Origin of the sequence: Jidongwangia harbinensis, from assembly GCF_020216025.1 — a bacterium.
Lineage (GTDB): Bacteria > Actinomycetota > Actinomycetes > Mycobacteriales > Micromonosporaceae > Actinoplanes > Actinoplanes harbinensis.
Genome location: NZ_JAIWNC010000019.1, coordinates 185,755 through 201,831, shown reverse-complemented (window position 1 = coordinate 201,831; position 16,077 = coordinate 185,755). Strand labels below are relative to the sequence as shown.

Sequence of the window (16,077 nt, the reverse complement as noted above, 5' to 3'; positions counted from 1 at the left end):
GTGGACGCTACCGCGATCACCGACTCCGGCGCTGGCCGGACGGCCGCGTCGATCACATGTGAGAACGTCGGGAAGGTGTACCCGGACGGCACCGTGGCGGTCGGCGACTTCAGCCTCGACGTCGCGGCCGGTGAACTGGTCGTCCTCATCGGCCCGTCGGGCTGCGGGAAATCCACCGTGCTGCGGATGCTGAACCGGCTGGTGGAGCCGAGCAAGGGCCGCATCCTGATCGACGGCGAGGACATCACCGGGCAGGACCCGGTGCAACTGCGCCGGCAGATCGGGTACGTGATCCAGAACGTCGGCCTGTTCCCGCACCAGTCCATCCGCACCAACGTGGGCACCGTCCCGCGGCTGCTGGGCTGGAAGCGCAAGCGGATCCGGGACCGCAGCGACGAGCTGCTCGAGCTGGTCGGCCTGGACCCGAAGCGGTACGCCGACCGGTACCCGCACGAACTCTCCGGCGGGCAGCGGCAACGGGTCGGCGTGGCCCGCGCCCTCGCCGCCGATCCGCTGGTGCTGCTGATGGACGAGCCGTTCTCCGCGGTCGACCCGATCGTCCGGTCCCGCCTGCAGGAGGAATTCCTCAACCTGCAGGCCACGGTACGCAAGACGATCGTGCTGGTCACCCACGACATCGACGAGGCGGTACGGCTGGGCGACCGGATCGCGGTACTCGGCGAGGGCGGCCGGCTGCTCCAGTACGCCCCGCCCGCCGACCTGCTCGGTGCGCCCGCGTCGGACGCGGTCCGCGAGTTCGTCGGCGCCGACCGGGGCGTCCGGCGGTTGTCGGTCACCTCGGTCCGCGCCGCGATGCGCCCGCTGGGCAACTCCGAGGACGTCGAACGGCTGCCGACCGTGCCGGTCGGGGGCACGCTGTACGACGCGCTGGCCGCGATGCTCACCGTGGACTCGCTGAACGTCGCGGTGGTGGACGGCGACACGCCGGTCGGCACGGTGTCCCGGTCGGCGATCTTCGAGGTGCCGAACCGGGCCGAGGCGACGGTCTGACGACCGCGGCGCGGCCGGACCGCCTCAGCGGGGTCCGGCCACGCCACGGGTTCGGCGCGGCGGTGCGTGCGGCCGTCGGGGGAAATGCCGGCCGGACGCTCGCGCCGGTGACCCTGGGCCGCGTCGGGGGACGGAAGGCGACCCGGGGCGTTTCTCAGCGGGCCGCGGTCATCGGGTGCCGCGCCGGCCGCCCAGCGTGGCCAGGCCGATGATCCAGCCCACGAACAGGCCGTACGTGGCTCCCGCACCGGCCGACTGGAATGCGCCCAGCAGCGACGGGTTGGCCAGGAACAGCGTGGTGAGCAGTGCGGCGAAACCGCACGCGAAGACGTACGCCGACCAGCCCGCGAAGAACTGGCTGACGGTGCCCCGGGCCCGGGCCAGCTGCGAACCGGGCAGCAGGAACAGGAAGACCGCGGTCAGCAGGACGACCAGGATGGCCCGGAGGTCGGTGACCAGGATCTCGCGGAGGGAGTCGTCGGAGTCGATCCGCCAGCGCGGCCAGGAGAGGAGGCGGAACCACCACCCGCCGGCGGTGGCCGGGTTGGTGTTGTCATTGACCCAGTCGACGTACCAGGGGCTGCCGAAGACCAGGACGAGTATGAGTGCGGCAAGCGTGCCCGCACCGGGCGCAGTTTTGTAACGGTTGCCGAGAGCCATGGCCCGCTAGTTCCCAGCGAGCCGCGGATTTCAAACGACGGACGTGATTGTTCAGTGCTTCTGCAGGTAGTCGATGAACGCCGCCCGAAGCAAAGGCTCCTGTTCTCCGTACCCATGTCCGGTTAATTCACGCCAGAGCGCCACCGCCTCGTCGACGGTCGGCCCGATGGAGTGCGGCGCGCCGTCCAGCGTCGACGCGTCGTCGGCGTCCGGCAGGTGCTTGAAGACCGACCAGAAGAAGCCGAGATCGCGGTGCTCCCGGGCCTTGGCGAACGCGCGCTCGCGCAACTCCTCGGTGGGCAGGGCGTCCAGCTCGGCGAAGCTCGCAGTCATGCGGTCAGCATAGGTCGGCGGTCAGCGCCCGGCGCCCCAAGGGCCGTCGTCCCACCGATCGGAGCGGTTCTCGGTGCTGGCCGGCGGGGTCCAGGTCTCCGGCAGGTCCGGCGACCACGTGGTGGTGCCGGCGTTGGCGGTGGCCTGCCAGTCATCGTCGGGCACCACCGGCAGGGGCCGGCCGTACGTTTCGACCAGCCGGGTGACCACCAGGCCGGCGCCGAGCGTGGCGGCCGCCACCGCGAACAGTGCGATGTCGAGGTCGCGCCGTTCGGCGTAGTCCAGGAACAGGGTCAGTCCGGCCACCGCGAGCAGCGTGCCGAAGACGCCGCCGCGCCGGCCGTACGCGCTGGTGCCGGCGAGCAGGGCGGCACCCAGGGCGATGCCGGTCCACTCCAGGCCGGTGCCGGGCACGATCGGCGTGGTGGACTGCGCGGCCAGCAGAATCCCGGCGACCACGGCGAACACCGAGGACAGCACCAGCGACCCGAGCACCGGCAGCGCCGCGGAGGCGCCGCGGCGCCGGGCCGGGTCACCGACCGGGCGCATCCGGCCCAGCATCCGGCGGATCGGCGTCACGGTGCCCAGCGCACCGCCGAACACGGCCAGCAGCGCGAACCCGCCGAACAGGAAGAACGCCTGGTCCGAGGGGTCGTAGGCGCCCTGCACGGCGACCGGGGCGGAGCGCAACTGGATGTACACGATCACGCCCAGGCCGGCGCCCAGCGACGCCACCCAGCCCGGCACGTGCAGCAGGATCACCAGCAGCCCGACCACCAGGCCGCCGGCCGCCGCGACCACCAGCGCGGGCACGCCCGCGTCCACCAGGCCGCGGTCGCCGTTCTCGGCGAAGTGCAAAGACGCGGCCAGGGCGATCGGGCCGACCGCGAGATTGGGTACGCCGGCGCGCAGCGTCAGCCCCGCACCGAGCGTCAGCGCGCCCAGCGCGGCACCGGAGATCAGCAGCGTGTCCAGGGCCGGACGGCGCATGCTGGCCGGGTCCAGGCGGTAGAGCAGGTAACCGATCGCGGCCGCGGCCAGCAGCAGCACGATCTCCCAGCCGATGTGTACGCCGAGCCGGTCCCGGCCCCAGTCGTCGTCGGCCACCTGGGCCGGCGCGCGGCGCAGCAGTTCACCGGAGTTCTCGCCGACCCGGGCGCCGCTGTCGTCCGGGTCCAGGTCGCGGCGGCGGTTGCGGTAGTCGGCGGCGGACACACCGTTGGCGCGGTACGCGGACGGGTCGCTCTGGTCGTCGGTCTGCCGACGGTAGGTCGTCTCGTCGTACGCCATTGCCCACGCCTCCTCGGATGGGCGAGGCAACGAGCTGTCGCCCGAGCGTCGGCGGCGCCCCTCCCATAATCAGCATACGGAACCGAGGGTGGCTCGGTTCAAGCCCGCGAGGACCCTTTCAGACGCGTCCGGACGGCCGGCCGCGCTCGCCCTCGTCCTGCTGGTCGGGCTGCTCCGGCACCCGGCACGAACGCTCCAGCCAGAGGGCGGCGCCGACCAGCGCGAGCGCGGCGACCACGCCACCGGTGGCCTCGGGCACGTCGGCGCGGGCCGCCCGGGTCGGTTCCAGCAGCAGCCACGCCAGCACCCCGGCGGAGAACCCGGCGTACAGCGCACCGGCCAACGAGGACGCCTTCGCCAGGACCGCGTACCGGGCCACCGCGAGCGGGTCCACCCGCGGCGCACCGGGCCGGCGCTGCACCCGGGCCGCGGTGTTCTGGGCCAGATAGCCCTCCGCGACGGCGAGCGCGGCGATCACCACGATCGGCAGCCAGGGCAGCGGCGGCCAGTTCTCGTAGAACACGCTGAGCAGGAGCCAGGCCACCGCGGCCGCGGCCAGGCCGGCGACCACCAGCACCGAGACGCTCGTCGGCCGCATCGAGGGATCCGCCTGGGGCCGGCCCGGGTTACTGCTCACTCCTGCGACTCTAGTGGCAGGTCCGGCCGCGGTGTCAGCGCCGCGACGTCGGCCGTCAGGTCCGGCGCGTTCAGCAGGTCGGTGACCCAGCCGTGGCCGGGAAGCCGGGCGTACGGCTGGATGTCCAGCCACGGCTTGAGCACGAACGCGCGCTGGTGGGCGCGCGGATGCGGGAGCGTCAGCTCGGGGTCGGCCGAGACCACCGGGCTGTCGTCCGCCTGCCAGACCGTCACCACGTCGACGTCGAGCGTGCGCGGGCCGAACCGGCGGGCCGGATCGCGTTCCCGCCCGGCGGCGGACTCGCAGCTCCGGGCGAGGGCCAGCCAGTCGGCCGGCGCGGCCTCCGGTGCCACCGCGAGCACCACCGCGTTGAGGTACGCGGGCTGATCCGGATCGCCCCACGGCGGCGTCTCGTAGACCCCGGACGCCAGCACCACCCGGTCGCCGAGCGCGGCGACCGCGGCACGCAGGTGCGCGTACCGGTCACCGAGATTGCTGCCCAGCGACAGCACCGCCCGGCTCACCGCGGCGTCCCGTCCGCGTCCCGCTCCCGGCGGAGGGTGACCGCCACGTCGGTGAACGCGTGCGGGATCGGGGCCTGCGGCTTGTGCACGGTGACCGTGGCGGCGGCGACACGGTCGTACCGAAGGCAGGCCGAGACCAGGCGATCGGCCAGCGTCTCGAGCAGGTCGACGGGTTCGCCGGTGACGATCCCGACCAGTACCTCGGCCAACTCGCCGTAGTGCACGGTGTCGGCCACGTCGTCACTGGCCGCGGCGACGGACAGGTCGAGTTCCAGGTCGACGTCCAGCACGAAGTCCTGGCCGTTCGCCCGCTCGAAGTCGTACACCCCGTGGTGTCCCCGGGCCCGCAGGCCGGTCAGCGTGATCCGGTCCGTCACGGCGTACCCCCGGTGCGCCCCCCGGTGATCCGCGGCCGGCCCGCCGCGCGCCAGACCGCCAGCGCGTCGACGGTCGCGCGCACGTCGTGCACCCGCACCCCCCACGCACCCGCCGCCACCGCCAGCACGCTGGTCGCCAGCGTGGCCGCCTCGCGGCCGTCCACCGGCCGCGGCGCACCGTCCGGTCCGGCCAGCAGACGCCCGAGGTACGACTTGCGGCTCGCGCCGAACAGCACCGGGTGTCCCACCGCGACCAGTTCGTCCAGGTGCGCGGTGAGCGCCCAGTTGTGCTCCGCCCGCTTGGCGAACCCGAGCCCCGGATCGAGCACGATCTGTTCCGGCGCGACCCCCGCGTCGACCGCCCGAGCCACCCGGTCCAGCAGCTCGACGCGCACCTCGGCGACCACGTCGGAGTAGACCGCCAGGTCCTGCATGTCCCGGGAATGACCCCGCCAATGCATGATCACGTACGGGCAGCCGGCCGCCGCCACCAGCGCCGCCATGTCCGGGTCGGCGAGCCCACCGGAGACGTCGTTGACCAGCGTGGCCCCGGCCTCGAGGGCGGCCGCCGCGACCACGGCGCGGGTGGTGTCGATGCTGACCGGGACGCCGGCCGCCACCAGCCCGGTGATCACCGGGACGACCCGGTCCGTCTCGGTCCGCGGGTCCACCCGGCCGGCTCCCGGGCGGGTCGACTCGCCGCCCACGTCCACCAGATCGGCACCGTCGCGGTGCAGCTCGACACCGTGTGCCACCGCGGCGGCCACGTCGGTGTAGCGACCGCCGTCGGAGAAGGAGTCCGGCGTGACGTTGAGGACTCCCATCACCACCGGGCGATCGCGCCGGACCAGTGCATTCGTCACTCGTGAACGGTACCGGGAAGCGCCTGTTCGAACACGTGTACGATGCCGACGTGACTCATCTTCAGTCACGTCTTTACCTTGGGTAACGAATCAGGCAGCTTGTAGGTAAGAAGGACGGCCCGTACGCTTCGGACAGGCATCATTTGAAGGACCGAAGGAAGCAGATGGGCTAGCGAAGGACAGGTACGCCCTAACGGCTCACTCGACGTGGTGAACCGGAAGTAGCACCATATGGGGTTGCCGTCAGGCTTCACAACTGCAGTGCGTCCGTAACTCCCCCGACGGGCGCCCGGGAGGTTTACCGATGATCGCCACTGAACTCGCCGCACAGGTCACCACGGCGTGGCAGCAGACCACGCTCGCCGGTGAGCCCACCGGCATCAACACCGAGGGTGTCGTCACCTTCTTCGCCAGCAACATCGCGCCGATCCTGCTCGCCGTGCTCGGCGTCATCTTCATCGGCCGGGCCAGCCGGGGCGAGATCTCGAAGGTGCTGACCAGCTCCGCGATCGCCATCGTGGGTCTCGTGTTCATCGCCGGCGCCGCGTCGCTGTTCTTCCTCGGCGACTACCTTGTCGACCTGATCTTCAGCTAAGGCCGCGGGCGGACACATGCGGCTGCGCACCGACGACGACATCTACCGGGCCCGCCTGGTCTACCTGGGCCCGCCGGGCTACACGCTGCCCATGCACCTGCCGTACGCCCAGTACGGAATGTTCGTCGTCCTCGTCCCCTTCTTCATGTTCCTGCACTACCTGATCACGTTCACATTCGATCCGTTCCCGGCCTGGGAGATCGCGCTGGCGATGGTGACCACGTCGTACGTGTTCCGGCACGTCGATCCCGACCGGCCGGCCCGGATGGTCATCCGGACCGCACTCACCGACTGGCGCCGCACGCGCGAGCCGGCGGTGGAGCAACGCGACCCACGACTCGTCGCTTCACGCATCCGGGTTCGGGAGGAGCTGATATGACCGGTTTCACCAGTCGCGCAGCATGCCCGAGCGGGGCCTCTTCATGAGCGAAACCACACCGCCGCCGGGCCACCCCCGCGCAGGCTCCACCCCGCCCGCCAGGCAAAGTAACGGTACGCATTCGGATGATTACGCTCCGCCTCATGCGTCCGATGTCCCCGACGACGTCAACGCCTACGACACCGACCTGGTGACCAGCCCCGGCCACGGCGCGGTCGGAGTCTTCCAGGCACCCCAGCCGGTACGTCCGCGCACCAACGGCGGAGCACCCGTCGACCCCTCGATGGACATCGACTCCCCGTTCCTCGACCTCTTCGGCGCACCGGCCACACCGCCGACGACCAACGGGAACGCGCGTACCGCGGCCACCGAGCAGCCGGCCGACGACGACTTCGACTTCGGCTTCGTGTTCGACGAGCCGGCCGACGGTTCCGCCGCATCCGCTTCGGGGCCACCCGTGGCGCCTGCCCCATCGTCGCCCGTGTTCGACGATCAGCCGGTCTCGGGGGGGCCGTCGTCCGGGCCGGCCGCGGCGGCATCGGTCTCCGGGCCGCCTGCTGCGGCCCCGGCCTCGGGGCCGCCCGCTGCGGCTCCGGCCTCGGAACCGCCGTTTGCCCAGGCGCCGGCGTCCGCACCGCCATTCGGTGGGCGGCCTGCGGTGGCTCCGACGCCGCCGACCGGGGCTCCTGCGGCGCCGCCTGTCGCGGCTCCGCCCGTGACCGGACCGTCCATGACCGGACCGTCCGTGACCGGACCGTCCGTGACCGGGCCGTCCGTGACCGGGCCGCCCGTGGCGGACTCCGCACCGTCCTTCGCCGACGCGGCGTCGGTATCGGGGCCACCCGCCACATCCCCGGCGTTCACCGACGCGGCGTCGGTTTCCGAGCCACCGGCTCCGGCCTCGGGGCCGCCCTTCACTGAGCCGGGGCCTGCGGCGTCGGTATCCGGGCCGCCCGCTGGGGCTCCGGCCTCCGCGCCGCCCTTTACCGAGACGCCTGCCACGTCCTCCGCCTCGGCATCTCCGCTGACCGGATCGGTCGACCCGACGTCGGCACCGCCGGTTATCGGACCGGTCGACTCGGTCTTCGCGCCGCCGGTTACCGGACCGGCTCCCGCGCCTTCGGCCGCCGGGCCAGCTCCCTCGCATCCGGTCACCGGCCCGTCTCCCGCCGGACCGGTCGACGTGGCCTCCGCACCGCTGCCCAACGGGCCAGCTCTCTCGTATCCGGCCGCCGGACCGACCGACCCGGCCTCCGCACCGCCGCTCAACGGGCCGGCTCCCGCGCATCCGGCCGCCGGACCGACCGACCCGGCCTCCGCACCGCCGTTCAACGGGCCAGCTCCCGCGCATCCGGCCGCCGGACCGACCGACCCGGCCTCCGCACCGCCGTTCAACGGGCCAGCTCCCGCGTATCCGGCCGCCGGACCGACCGACCCGGCCTCCGCACCGCCGCTCAACGGGGCGCCCGCCGGGGCGCCGACGTCGGGTCCGCCGTTCACCGCCGCGCCGTCGTCGGCGGCGCCGTACACCGGGACGCCCGCCGCGTTCGGGACGCCCGCCGCTACGCCGCCGGGCCCTTCGCGGGCGGATGTGGGGCCGGACGGTCAGCCGGTGTCGCCGGCTCCCTACACGCGGGCGCCGCTCGGACCGCCGGCCGACTTCTTCGACGAACCCGGCACGTCCGACCTGGACTTCGACGACTGGCCGGAGGAGATCCGACCGGGCGCGAACCCCACCGCGGCCCAGCCGGTGTCGGCGGCGCCGGTGTCCACCCCGCCGCTGTGGCAGACGGGCGGCGCACCCGATGTCCCACCGCACGCTGTCGCGCCGCACGCCGTCGCGCCGCACGCCGTCGCGGCCGCCGACGGGGCACAGGCCGCGCCGCCGGTCGATGCCGTGCCGGGCGTCACCCCGGTGGCGGCGCTCCCCGCGCCGGCCGTCGACGACCATGCCGACCTGCCCGCCCCGATGCCGGAGAAGGCGCCGGCCCGGCAGAAGAGCAAGATCCCCGCACGTCGCCGCAAGAAGCGCGAGGAGCCACGGAACCTGCCGGCCGTACCGGCCAAGAAGGACGTCAAGCCGGCGCCGCTGCGTCCGCACAAGCTGAAGTTCAGCGACCGCGACCCCTCCATGGAACTCGAGATCAGTGAGATCGCCGGGCACCTGACCTTCACCCAGAGCACGGTCACCGCCTGGTACTCGCTGCCCGAGGTGCGGTGGGCATTCCGCCCCGACGCCGAACGGGAGGCGCTGCTCTCGGCGATCTCCGAGCAGTACGCCGGTCTGGCCGGGTTCCGGCTGCACCTGCGGCGCACCAGCCGGCCGTTCCCCGCCGACGAGTGGGCCCGTACCGTCGACTCGCTGACCGCCAAGCCGCTCTCGGACGTGACCGGCGCGACCTCGTGGTCCGACCACCTGGTCGCCGCGCAGCGGCACCTGCTCTCGGTCAACCACGCCGAGGGGCAGACGTACCTCGGTGTGACGTTCGCCCGCCGGTCGCTGGGCGACACATTCTCCGAACGCATCCTGCGGCTGTTCGGCCGGGGCACGACCGACGGCGAACGGCGCAAGCTGGGCCGTACCGTCGAGCAGTTCGACGAGGTGCTCAACGCGTTCGGCATGCGTGGCCGCCGGGTCACGCCGCAGGAACTGGAATGGCTGCTCTACCGCTCGGTGGCGCTCTGCATGGCCCCGCCCGGGCCGCTGTCGCCGGTGACCAGCGGGCAGTGGGACACCGGCGACCTGCTGGCGCTCACCGAGCAGGTCGAGCGGTACCGCACGCCGTACGGTTCGACGGTCAAGCTGGTGAACCGCATGACCGGCGAGGAACGGCACGTCGCGGTGCTGTCCGTGGGGCGGATGGAGCCGCTGGAGATCCCCGAGAAGCACGAGCCGTGGCTGCACTTCCACGAACGGCTGCCGTGGCCCATGGAACTGTCCTCGCGGATCGACATCCTCGGCTCCGGCAGCTCGTTCAAGAACCTCGAGCACCGGCTCCGGATGATCCGCTCGCAGCAGCTGGACTACGCCGAGCACGGCATCGACGCGCCGCCCGAACTGGAACGTCTGGCCAAGCGGGCGCTGGTGATCGGCGACGAGATGACCACCGGGCTGCCGGTCGAGTCGGCCCGTGCGCACGGCTGGCACCGGATCGCGGTCGGCGGCGCCACCCGCGAGGAATGCCTCGAACGGGCCCGCCGGCTGATCCAGCTGTACTCCCGCGAACTGCGCATCTCACTGCAGCATCCGAAAAACCAGGACCAGCTGGCCAGGGAGTTCATTCCGGGCGAGCCGATCGCCAATACCGGGTACGTGCGGCGGATGCCGGTGAAGCTGCTGGCCGCGGCGCTGCCCCAGGCCGCGTCCACGGTCGGTGACCGGCGCGGCGACCTGATCGGGCGTACCGCCGGCACCTGCCGCCGGCCGGTGTTCCTCGACCTGCACTTCCCGATGGAGGTCCGGGAGCGTTCCGGCCTGGGCGTGTTCGTCGCCGAGCCCGGCGGTGGCAAGTCGACGCTGATGGGCGCGCTCGGCTACCTGAACGCCCGCCGCGGCGTCCAGGTCACCCTGCTCGACCCGTCCGGCCCGCTGGCCCGGCTGTGCTCGATGCCGGAGCTGCGGCCGTACTCCCGCGTGTTGAATCTGACCGGATCGGAGCAGGGCACGCTCGCGCCGTACGCGCTGATCCCCACGCCGGTCCGGTCGGAGTTCGCGACCGGGCCGACGGGCGACCGCGAGTTCGAGATCGCGGTGTCCAACTCGCGCGCCGAACGCCGGATGCTGGTGCAGGACATCTGCTCGATGCTGGTGCCGCCGCAGGTCGCCAAGGAGGCGTCGACCGCCACACTGCTGCGGCACGCGGTACGCCAGGTGCCCGCCGAGGAGACGTCCACGCTCGACGACGTCGTCCGTACCCTGCAGACGTTGGACGACAACGGCAAGGAGCTGGCCAACCTGCTCCTGGACACCGCCGAGATGCCGCTCGCCCTGCTGTTCTTCGGCTCGCCACCGGCCCACCTGCTGAGCGCCGACTCGGCACTCACCGTGATCACCATGGCCGGGCTGCGACTGCCCGACATGAAGATCGAGCGCGAGTACTGGTCGGCCGAGGAATCGCTGGCCCTGCCGATGCTGCACACCGCACACCGGCTCGCCGTCCGCCGCTGCTACGGCGGCGCGATGTCGTCCCGCAAAATGGTCGGCCTGGACGAGGCACACTTCATGGAAGGCTGGCGTTCCGGCCGGTCGTTCCTGGTCCGCCTGGCCCGCGACTCCCGCAAGTGGAACCTGGCCGCCCTGGTCGCGTCGCAGAACCCCCGCGACATCCTCGGCCTCGACGTCCAGAACCTGGTATCCACGGTGTTCGTCGGCCGGATAGCCGAAGACCAGGAAATCGCCTCCGAGGCGTTGCGGTTGCTGCGGGTGCCGGTGCACGACGGGTACGAGGCGACGCTGGCCTCGCTGTCCCAGGCCGACACGTCGTCGTCGAACCGGCTGGGCTTCCGCGAGTTCGTGATGCGCGACGTCGACGGGCGCGTGCAGAAGGTGCGCGTCGACGTGTCGTACGTCGAAGGGCTGCTGGAACACCTGGACACGACTCCCACGGCGGCCAAGGCGGCGCCGTCGATCCTGCCCAGCCAGGCCGATCACAGCCTGTCAGATCTGGAGGTCTGAATATGGTGCGGCGGGCGTGCGCTCTGGTACTCACCGTGCTGGTGGCGGTGGTGGCTTCTATCGCATGGGCGGTGGCAGCGCCGAGCGGCGCGACGGCGGCACCGGTGCCGGAGCGAGCCCCCGGCGGCGCCTGCAGCACCGAGGAGTGGCAGCGGGACATGCGGGGGTGCGTCGACCGGCTGGCGGACGTAACCGAGAACCGGGCGCGGTGTTTGACTCCGCCTACGCCGAGCACGCCGGACTCCGGGCTGGCAGGTTGGTTCGCGGAGCGGCCAGCCTCATCGTCGAAGCCAGGCCCTAAGGGCTACTACAGCATCTACGGATACGCCGGCTACAGCTACACCACCTATGACCTCGATAACGGATGTGCATCGACCCTTATAGATCCCGAATACAAGTTCGAAACGACCGTGGCGAACGGCGAGTTCATGATCGCCACAGCCATCATCGGCGCCTCGAACGCGCTGCGGGAACGCGCCTGGGATCCGCAGTCGCTATGGGGATGGGCTGACCCACTAGTTGAGGAAGCCACCAAGGCGGTTTACCAGAAGGTCTTCAGCGTCTTCGGGGTCATCACGTTGGCGATCGTCGGTCTCTACTTGATGTGGCGGTCGCGGCAAGCTGACATGGGTGCTGCGACGACCACCGCCGGCTGGGCCATCCTCATCATGGTCGCGGTAACTGCGATCGCGGCATGGCCGGTACGGTCTGCCAATATCGCGGACGAGAGCCTGATCGGAACGCTGGGCGTAGTACATGATGCGGTTGGACCGCGAGCTCAGACTTCGACGGCCGGAAAGTGTGACGATCCCACTCCGGGCGCATGCGAAGACAATCGGCCACCGGCCGTGCGAGCTAGCGATACCGCGACCGAAACCATGCTGTATCGGAACTGGCTACGTGGTCTACTAGGATCCGCCGACAGTGAAACGGCCAAGAAATACGGGCGGGCACTATACGACGCCCGGTCGTTAACCTGGGACGAGGCACAGCGTCTGCGAAATAATCCAGAAGCTCGCGGCGGCACCCTAGATCGCAAGAAGGAACAGTGGGAAAAGGTTGCCGAACAAATCAGCCAAGAGGACCCAGAAGCGTACGAATACCTGCAGGGCATTAACGGAATAGATCGGATTGGTGCTGGCTTTATCGCCGTACTCGCGGCGATCATGTTTGCAATGTTCGATCTCACCGCCTCGCTGCTGGTCCTGCTCGGCTTCCTGATCTTCCGATGGGCGGTCATCGCCGCGCCGATTCTGGGCACGGTCGGTCTGCTGCGACCGGCCAGTGCGGGCATCCGCCGGCTCGGTAACGCGGTCGTCGCCGCCCTGTTCAACATCGCGATCTTCGGAACCGGTGCGGCGATCTATCTCTTCGCTGTCGACCTCATCATGAACACCGGCAGTCTGGCCGGGTGGCTGCAGGTCGTGCTCGTCTGGCTCTGCGGCGTGGTCGGCTGGCTGTTGCTGCGGCCCTACCGGCGCATCACCCAACTCGGCGGCAAGGACAGCACGCGGGCCATCGCGTCCGCGGGCGGTTGGCACCGGCGGTTCTTCCGGGACATGCGGGAGGCCGCGAAGCTGGAGGTGGCGGAAGGCGGCGGTACTCGCGAGCCGGTCATCACCAAGGGACGCGGCGTCTACGTCGAGCAGACCAATCTGCGCCCGGAAGCCCGGCTGGAGGACCCCGCGCACGCCGCCAACGACCGTCGCGAGTTGACGTCGGTGTCGGCGTCGGAATCGCGGGACGCGTCCGAACGGCCGAGTCGACCGGACGGCCTCGAGTCGGTACCGGACGAGGCCACGTCCGCGCGCACCCCGACCAGCGCCGGCCCGGCCCGCTCGCGCCGCGCGGCCACCTGGAGCGAGCCCGACGTGGCGGAGCGGCCTTCGTCGTACGCGATCTACCGTCCGGAGACGCAGAGCACGACCCGCGAGACGGCGGAGCCGCGGGTGCGTACCGAGGCGAAGTGACCCATTATGTCTCCCCGCTTTCTGGAACGCAGTCTCACCGGGATCTTCCGGTCCCGGTGGGGTGTCGCCCTGGTCATCGCCGTCCTGGTGCTGGCGATCGTGGGGATCGGACGGGTCTTCGCCGACGGCAGCGGCACCGGCCGGTTGCCGATCTCGGCGCCCTCCGCGGCACCGGCCCTCAGCGTCAACCCGGACGACGAGGACAGCGTCATTTCGCCAGGACCGCCACCGTCGCCCACCACCAGCCCGGGTACCGCGCAGCCTGAGGCGGTCGCCTATGCCTTCGCCTCAGCGTGGGTGAACCACCAGGACGTCAGCGCCAAAGCCTGGCACGACAAGCTGGTACCCAATGCGACGAAGGACCTCTCCGACCAACTGGCCGACACGGATCCGGCGGACGTACCGGCGTCCCGGGTGATCGGCCGCCCCGAACTGATCCCGGTCGGTGAAGGGCTGGTCGATGCGACCGTCACCGTCGACTCCGGCAAGCTGACGTTGCGTCTGATCGCTCCGGACGGGCGCTGGCTGGTGGACGGCGTCGACTGGGACGGGCCATGAGCCTGCCTCGCCCGTCCCGGATCGGGCTGATCGTGGCCCTGGTAGCGACGCTGGTGCTGTTGTGCTGCGGCGGATCGGTCAGCGCGATCCTGCTCGGCGGGCTGGGCAATGAGGACAACTCCAACGCCTTTTCCACGCTCGGATGTGGGCAGGGCGGACCGATCGATCCGGACGGCGAATTGCCGAGGGTGGCCGAGTACGGCGTGGAGCAGATCCGCAACGCGGCCATCATCATCAACGTCGGTTCGGACCTGAAGCTGCCGCCGCGTGCGTGGGTGATCGCGGTCGCCACCGCCATGCAGGAGTCGCGCCTCACCAACCTGGGTTTCCTCGGCGAACGGAACGACCACGACTCGCTCGGCCTCTTCCAGCAGCGGCCCAGCACCGGATGGGGCACGCCGGCGCAGGTGCAGGACCCGGTCTACGCGAGTCGCAAGTTCTACGAGAAACTGCAGACGGTCAAGGGCTGGGAGCGGATGTCGCTCACCCGCGCGGCCCAGCGGGTGCAGCGGAGCGCTTACCCCAACGCGTACGCCAAGCACGAGTCGCTCGCTGCGCAGATCGTCAACCTGCTGACCAACGGCGCGGCCAACGCCGTAGGCGACTCGCTTGCCATGGTGTGTGCGGCAGGCGGGAAGATCGCCGCCGGCGGCTGGACCATTCCTCTCAAGTCGGTCGTCGGCTCCGGCTTTCGCACCAGATCTCGGCCGACGCACCAGGGCGTTGACCTGATCGTCGGCAAGTACACGCCGATCGCCGCGGTCGCCAGCGGCGTCGTGTCCGTGATGAAATGCGACGAGGACCGGCGCGGCCGGCGGAGCTGTAACGTCGACGGCTATCCCGGCAAGGGCGGCTGCGGCTGGATGGTGGAGATCGTGCACGCCGGCAACGAAATGACCCGGTACTGCCACCTGATCCAACGGCCGTCCGTCGACGTGGGTGACGAGGTGGCCGCCGGGCAACCCATCGGACGCGTCGGCTCCAGCGGCAACTCGTCCGGGCCGCACCTCCACTTCGAGGTACACCTCAACAACGACCGGACCAGCCGCGGCGCCGTCGACCCGGTGGACTTCATGCAGAGCAAGGGCGCACCCCTCGGAGGTGAAGGATGACCGGCGCCGTGCCGGACCCGTTCGCCGGGCACCCCGGCTGGGCGCCGGAGCAACCGCGGCCCGTGGTACCCACGCCCGCCACCATGGCCGGTCAGCTTCGCGGGCGCCGGGTGCTCATCGGGTTGCCGGGGCACGGCTGGCGCGGCGACCTGCGCGCCGACGAGAAGGTGGTGCAGGGCAGCCGCACGTACGTGCCGGTGATGCCGGAGGCGGAGTGGTACCGCGCCGAGGCCGAGCAGACCGAGGTGTTCGCACCGTTGGTGCCGGTCGAGCGGGTGTGGGCCGAGGAGTACGGGATGGCCGGTACCGCGACACCGACCGACGACGTGGTGTCCCGGCTCGTCTCGCTGGACGAACCGCCGCGCCGGACGCCGGTGGCCGCTCTGGACGCGGACCGGCTGACCGGACGGCGAGTCGTTCAGATGTTGGAGGACGGCGGGGAGCGGCGCGATCTGCGCGCGGTGACCGAACTGCACACCAGCGATGACGGCGACATCTGCGCCCGGGTGACCACGGAGTTGGACTGGTATCGCTGGGCGTGGAGCGGCCGCACCCCCCCAACCCTCGAAATCCCAGTCCACCTTCTTTGGGTCGAATGACACGTCACGCCTGTTTCGCCGCACCACACACGCGCCAGCCGTTCCGGTCGACTACGTCGAAACTCCACAGCTCCTTACGACTGCTTACCTGCTGCCCGTCCGACCACCCCGCAATAGTTAGCTCGACAGCCACCGATTTGCGGGTGTTGGCGGTCCCGGCTACTTCCATGTCCGCCCAGGTGGCGGCCACTGACGTTCCAAACTTCTGCTCTCGATTGAGCATCTCGGTGCGCAAGGAAGTAAGCGCACTCAAATTGGCCTCGGCACCGCATGTATATAGGGAAGCATCCGCGTCGTTACGGCTTGTCAGATAGGCGCCGAGGAAATTGTCCACCACGGCATCTGGGGCGCTTCGCTTGATTTCAGTCGCCTCGTCGTACAGGGAGACGAACACCCCGACGCCGCCTAAGCAGAACAACCCCAGGATTCCCGCCCCCAGGGCCAGCACCAACCGCAACCGCCGATTTCGCGGCTTCCCCGTCCCAGGAGCGACC

General features: G+C 70.9%; 17 protein-coding genes. 8 read left to right on the top strand and 9 right to left on the bottom strand.

The features are described from left to right. Positions 1–1,011, top strand: coding sequence for an ABC transporter ATP-binding protein (locus LDL48_RS23855; protein WP_225257427.1), 1,011 nt, complete (start codon positions 1–3; stop codon positions 1,009–1,011). A 168-nt stretch (positions 1,012–1,179) separates the two neighbouring features. Here LDL48_RS23855 and LDL48_RS23850 read toward each other — a convergent pair whose 3' ends face one another. The 7 genes from LDL48_RS23850 to folP form a co-directional block, all read right to left on the bottom strand. Further along, positions 1,180–1,671 carry a hypothetical protein gene (locus LDL48_RS23850; protein WP_225257426.1) on the bottom strand — a complete coding sequence of 164 codons (492 nt, stop codon included), beginning with the start codon at positions 1,669–1,671 and terminating at the stop codon, positions 1,180–1,182. A gap of 51 nt (positions 1,672–1,722) precedes the next feature. Next, positions 1,723–2,004: a hypothetical protein gene (locus tag LDL48_RS23845; RefSeq protein ID WP_225257425.1), complete on the bottom strand. Its 282-nt coding sequence runs from the start codon at positions 2,002–2,004 to the stop codon at positions 1,723–1,725. A 21-nt stretch (positions 2,005–2,025) separates the two neighbouring features. Then, positions 2,026–3,294, bottom strand: coding sequence for an ABC transporter permease (locus tag LDL48_RS23840; RefSeq protein WP_225257424.1), 1,269 nt, complete (start codon positions 3,292–3,294; stop codon positions 2,026–2,028). Positions 3,295–3,412: 118 nt separating this feature from the next. Next, on the bottom strand, positions 3,413–3,892 hold the full coding sequence (locus tag LDL48_RS23835; RefSeq protein WP_225257453.1) for a DUF3180 domain-containing protein: 480 nt from the start codon (positions 3,890–3,892) through the stop codon (positions 3,413–3,415). A gap of 35 nt (positions 3,893–3,927) precedes the next feature. Next, positions 3,928–4,455: a 2-amino-4-hydroxy-6-hydroxymethyldihydropteridine diphosphokinase gene (gene folK / locus LDL48_RS23830; protein ID WP_225257423.1), complete on the bottom strand. Its 528-nt coding sequence runs from the start codon at positions 4,453–4,455 to the stop codon at positions 3,928–3,930. After that, positions 4,452–4,832 (bottom strand): dihydroneopterin aldolase, encoded by a 381-nt coding sequence (gene folB, locus LDL48_RS23825; RefSeq protein WP_225257422.1) that lies wholly within the window; start codon positions 4,830–4,832, stop codon positions 4,452–4,454. The genes folK and folB overlap by 4 nt, the downstream gene beginning before the upstream one ends. Next, positions 4,829–5,656 (bottom strand): dihydropteroate synthase, encoded by an 828-nt coding sequence (gene folP / locus LDL48_RS23820; protein ID WP_225257452.1) that lies wholly within the window; start codon positions 5,654–5,656, stop codon positions 4,829–4,831. Before folP ends, folB begins: the two co-directional genes overlap by 4 nt. Positions 5,657–5,999: 343 nt before the next feature. On the opposite strand from folP, the gene LDL48_RS23815 reads away from it, so the two are divergent. Together LDL48_RS23815 and LDL48_RS23810 are read left to right on the top strand one after the other, a co-directional pair. Next, positions 6,000–6,290, top strand: coding sequence for a hypothetical protein (locus LDL48_RS23815; RefSeq protein ID WP_225257421.1), 291 nt, complete (start codon positions 6,000–6,002; stop codon positions 6,288–6,290). Positions 6,291–6,306: 16 nt separating this feature from the next. Further along, on the top strand, positions 6,307–6,669 hold the full coding sequence (locus LDL48_RS23810; RefSeq protein ID WP_225257420.1) for a hypothetical protein: 363 nt from the start codon (positions 6,307–6,309) through the stop codon (positions 6,667–6,669). Between the two features lie 492 nt (positions 6,670–7,161). On the opposite strand, the gene LDL48_RS23805 is transcribed toward LDL48_RS23810, so the two are convergent. Next, positions 7,162–7,824, bottom strand: a complete 663-nt coding sequence (locus LDL48_RS23805) for a hypothetical protein (RefSeq protein ID WP_225257419.1) — start codon at positions 7,822–7,824, stop codon at positions 7,162–7,164. Between the two features lie 28 nt (positions 7,825–7,852). Here LDL48_RS23805 and LDL48_RS23800 point away from each other — a divergent pair, with 28 nt between their 5' ends. From LDL48_RS23800 to LDL48_RS23780, 5 genes are read left to right on the top strand one after another with little or no spacing between them, the layout of a single operon-like run. Continuing rightward, positions 7,853–11,344 carry an ATP-binding protein gene (locus LDL48_RS23800; protein WP_225257418.1) on the top strand — a complete coding sequence of 1,164 codons (3,492 nt, stop codon included), beginning with the start codon at positions 7,853–7,855 and terminating at the stop codon, positions 11,342–11,344. A gap of 2 nt (positions 11,345–11,346) precedes the next feature. Then, on the top strand, positions 11,347–13,314 hold the full coding sequence (locus LDL48_RS23795; protein WP_225257417.1) for a DMT family transporter: 1,968 nt from the start codon (positions 11,347–11,349) through the stop codon (positions 13,312–13,314). A gap of 6 nt (positions 13,315–13,320) precedes the next feature. Further along, entirely contained in the window at positions 13,321–13,872 is a 552-nt protein-coding gene (locus LDL48_RS23790; RefSeq protein WP_225257416.1) for a hypothetical protein, read from the top strand. Beyond that, positions 13,869–14,984: a M23 family metallopeptidase gene (locus LDL48_RS23785; protein ID WP_225257415.1), complete on the top strand. Its 1,116-nt coding sequence runs from the start codon at positions 13,869–13,871 to the stop codon at positions 14,982–14,984. Before LDL48_RS23790 ends, LDL48_RS23785 begins: the two co-directional genes overlap by 4 nt. Beyond that, positions 14,981–15,583, top strand: a complete 603-nt coding sequence (locus tag LDL48_RS23780) for a hypothetical protein (RefSeq protein ID WP_225257414.1) — start codon at positions 14,981–14,983, stop codon at positions 15,581–15,583. Before LDL48_RS23785 ends, LDL48_RS23780 begins: the two co-directional genes overlap by 4 nt. A gap of 4 nt (positions 15,584–15,587) precedes the next feature. On the opposite strand, the gene LDL48_RS23775 is transcribed toward LDL48_RS23780, so the two are convergent. Further along, a complete protein-coding gene (locus tag LDL48_RS23775) occupies positions 15,588–16,040 on the bottom strand; it encodes a hypothetical protein (protein ID WP_225257413.1) in 453 nt (150 codons plus the stop codon). Between the last annotated feature and the right edge of the window lie 37 nt (positions 16,041–16,077).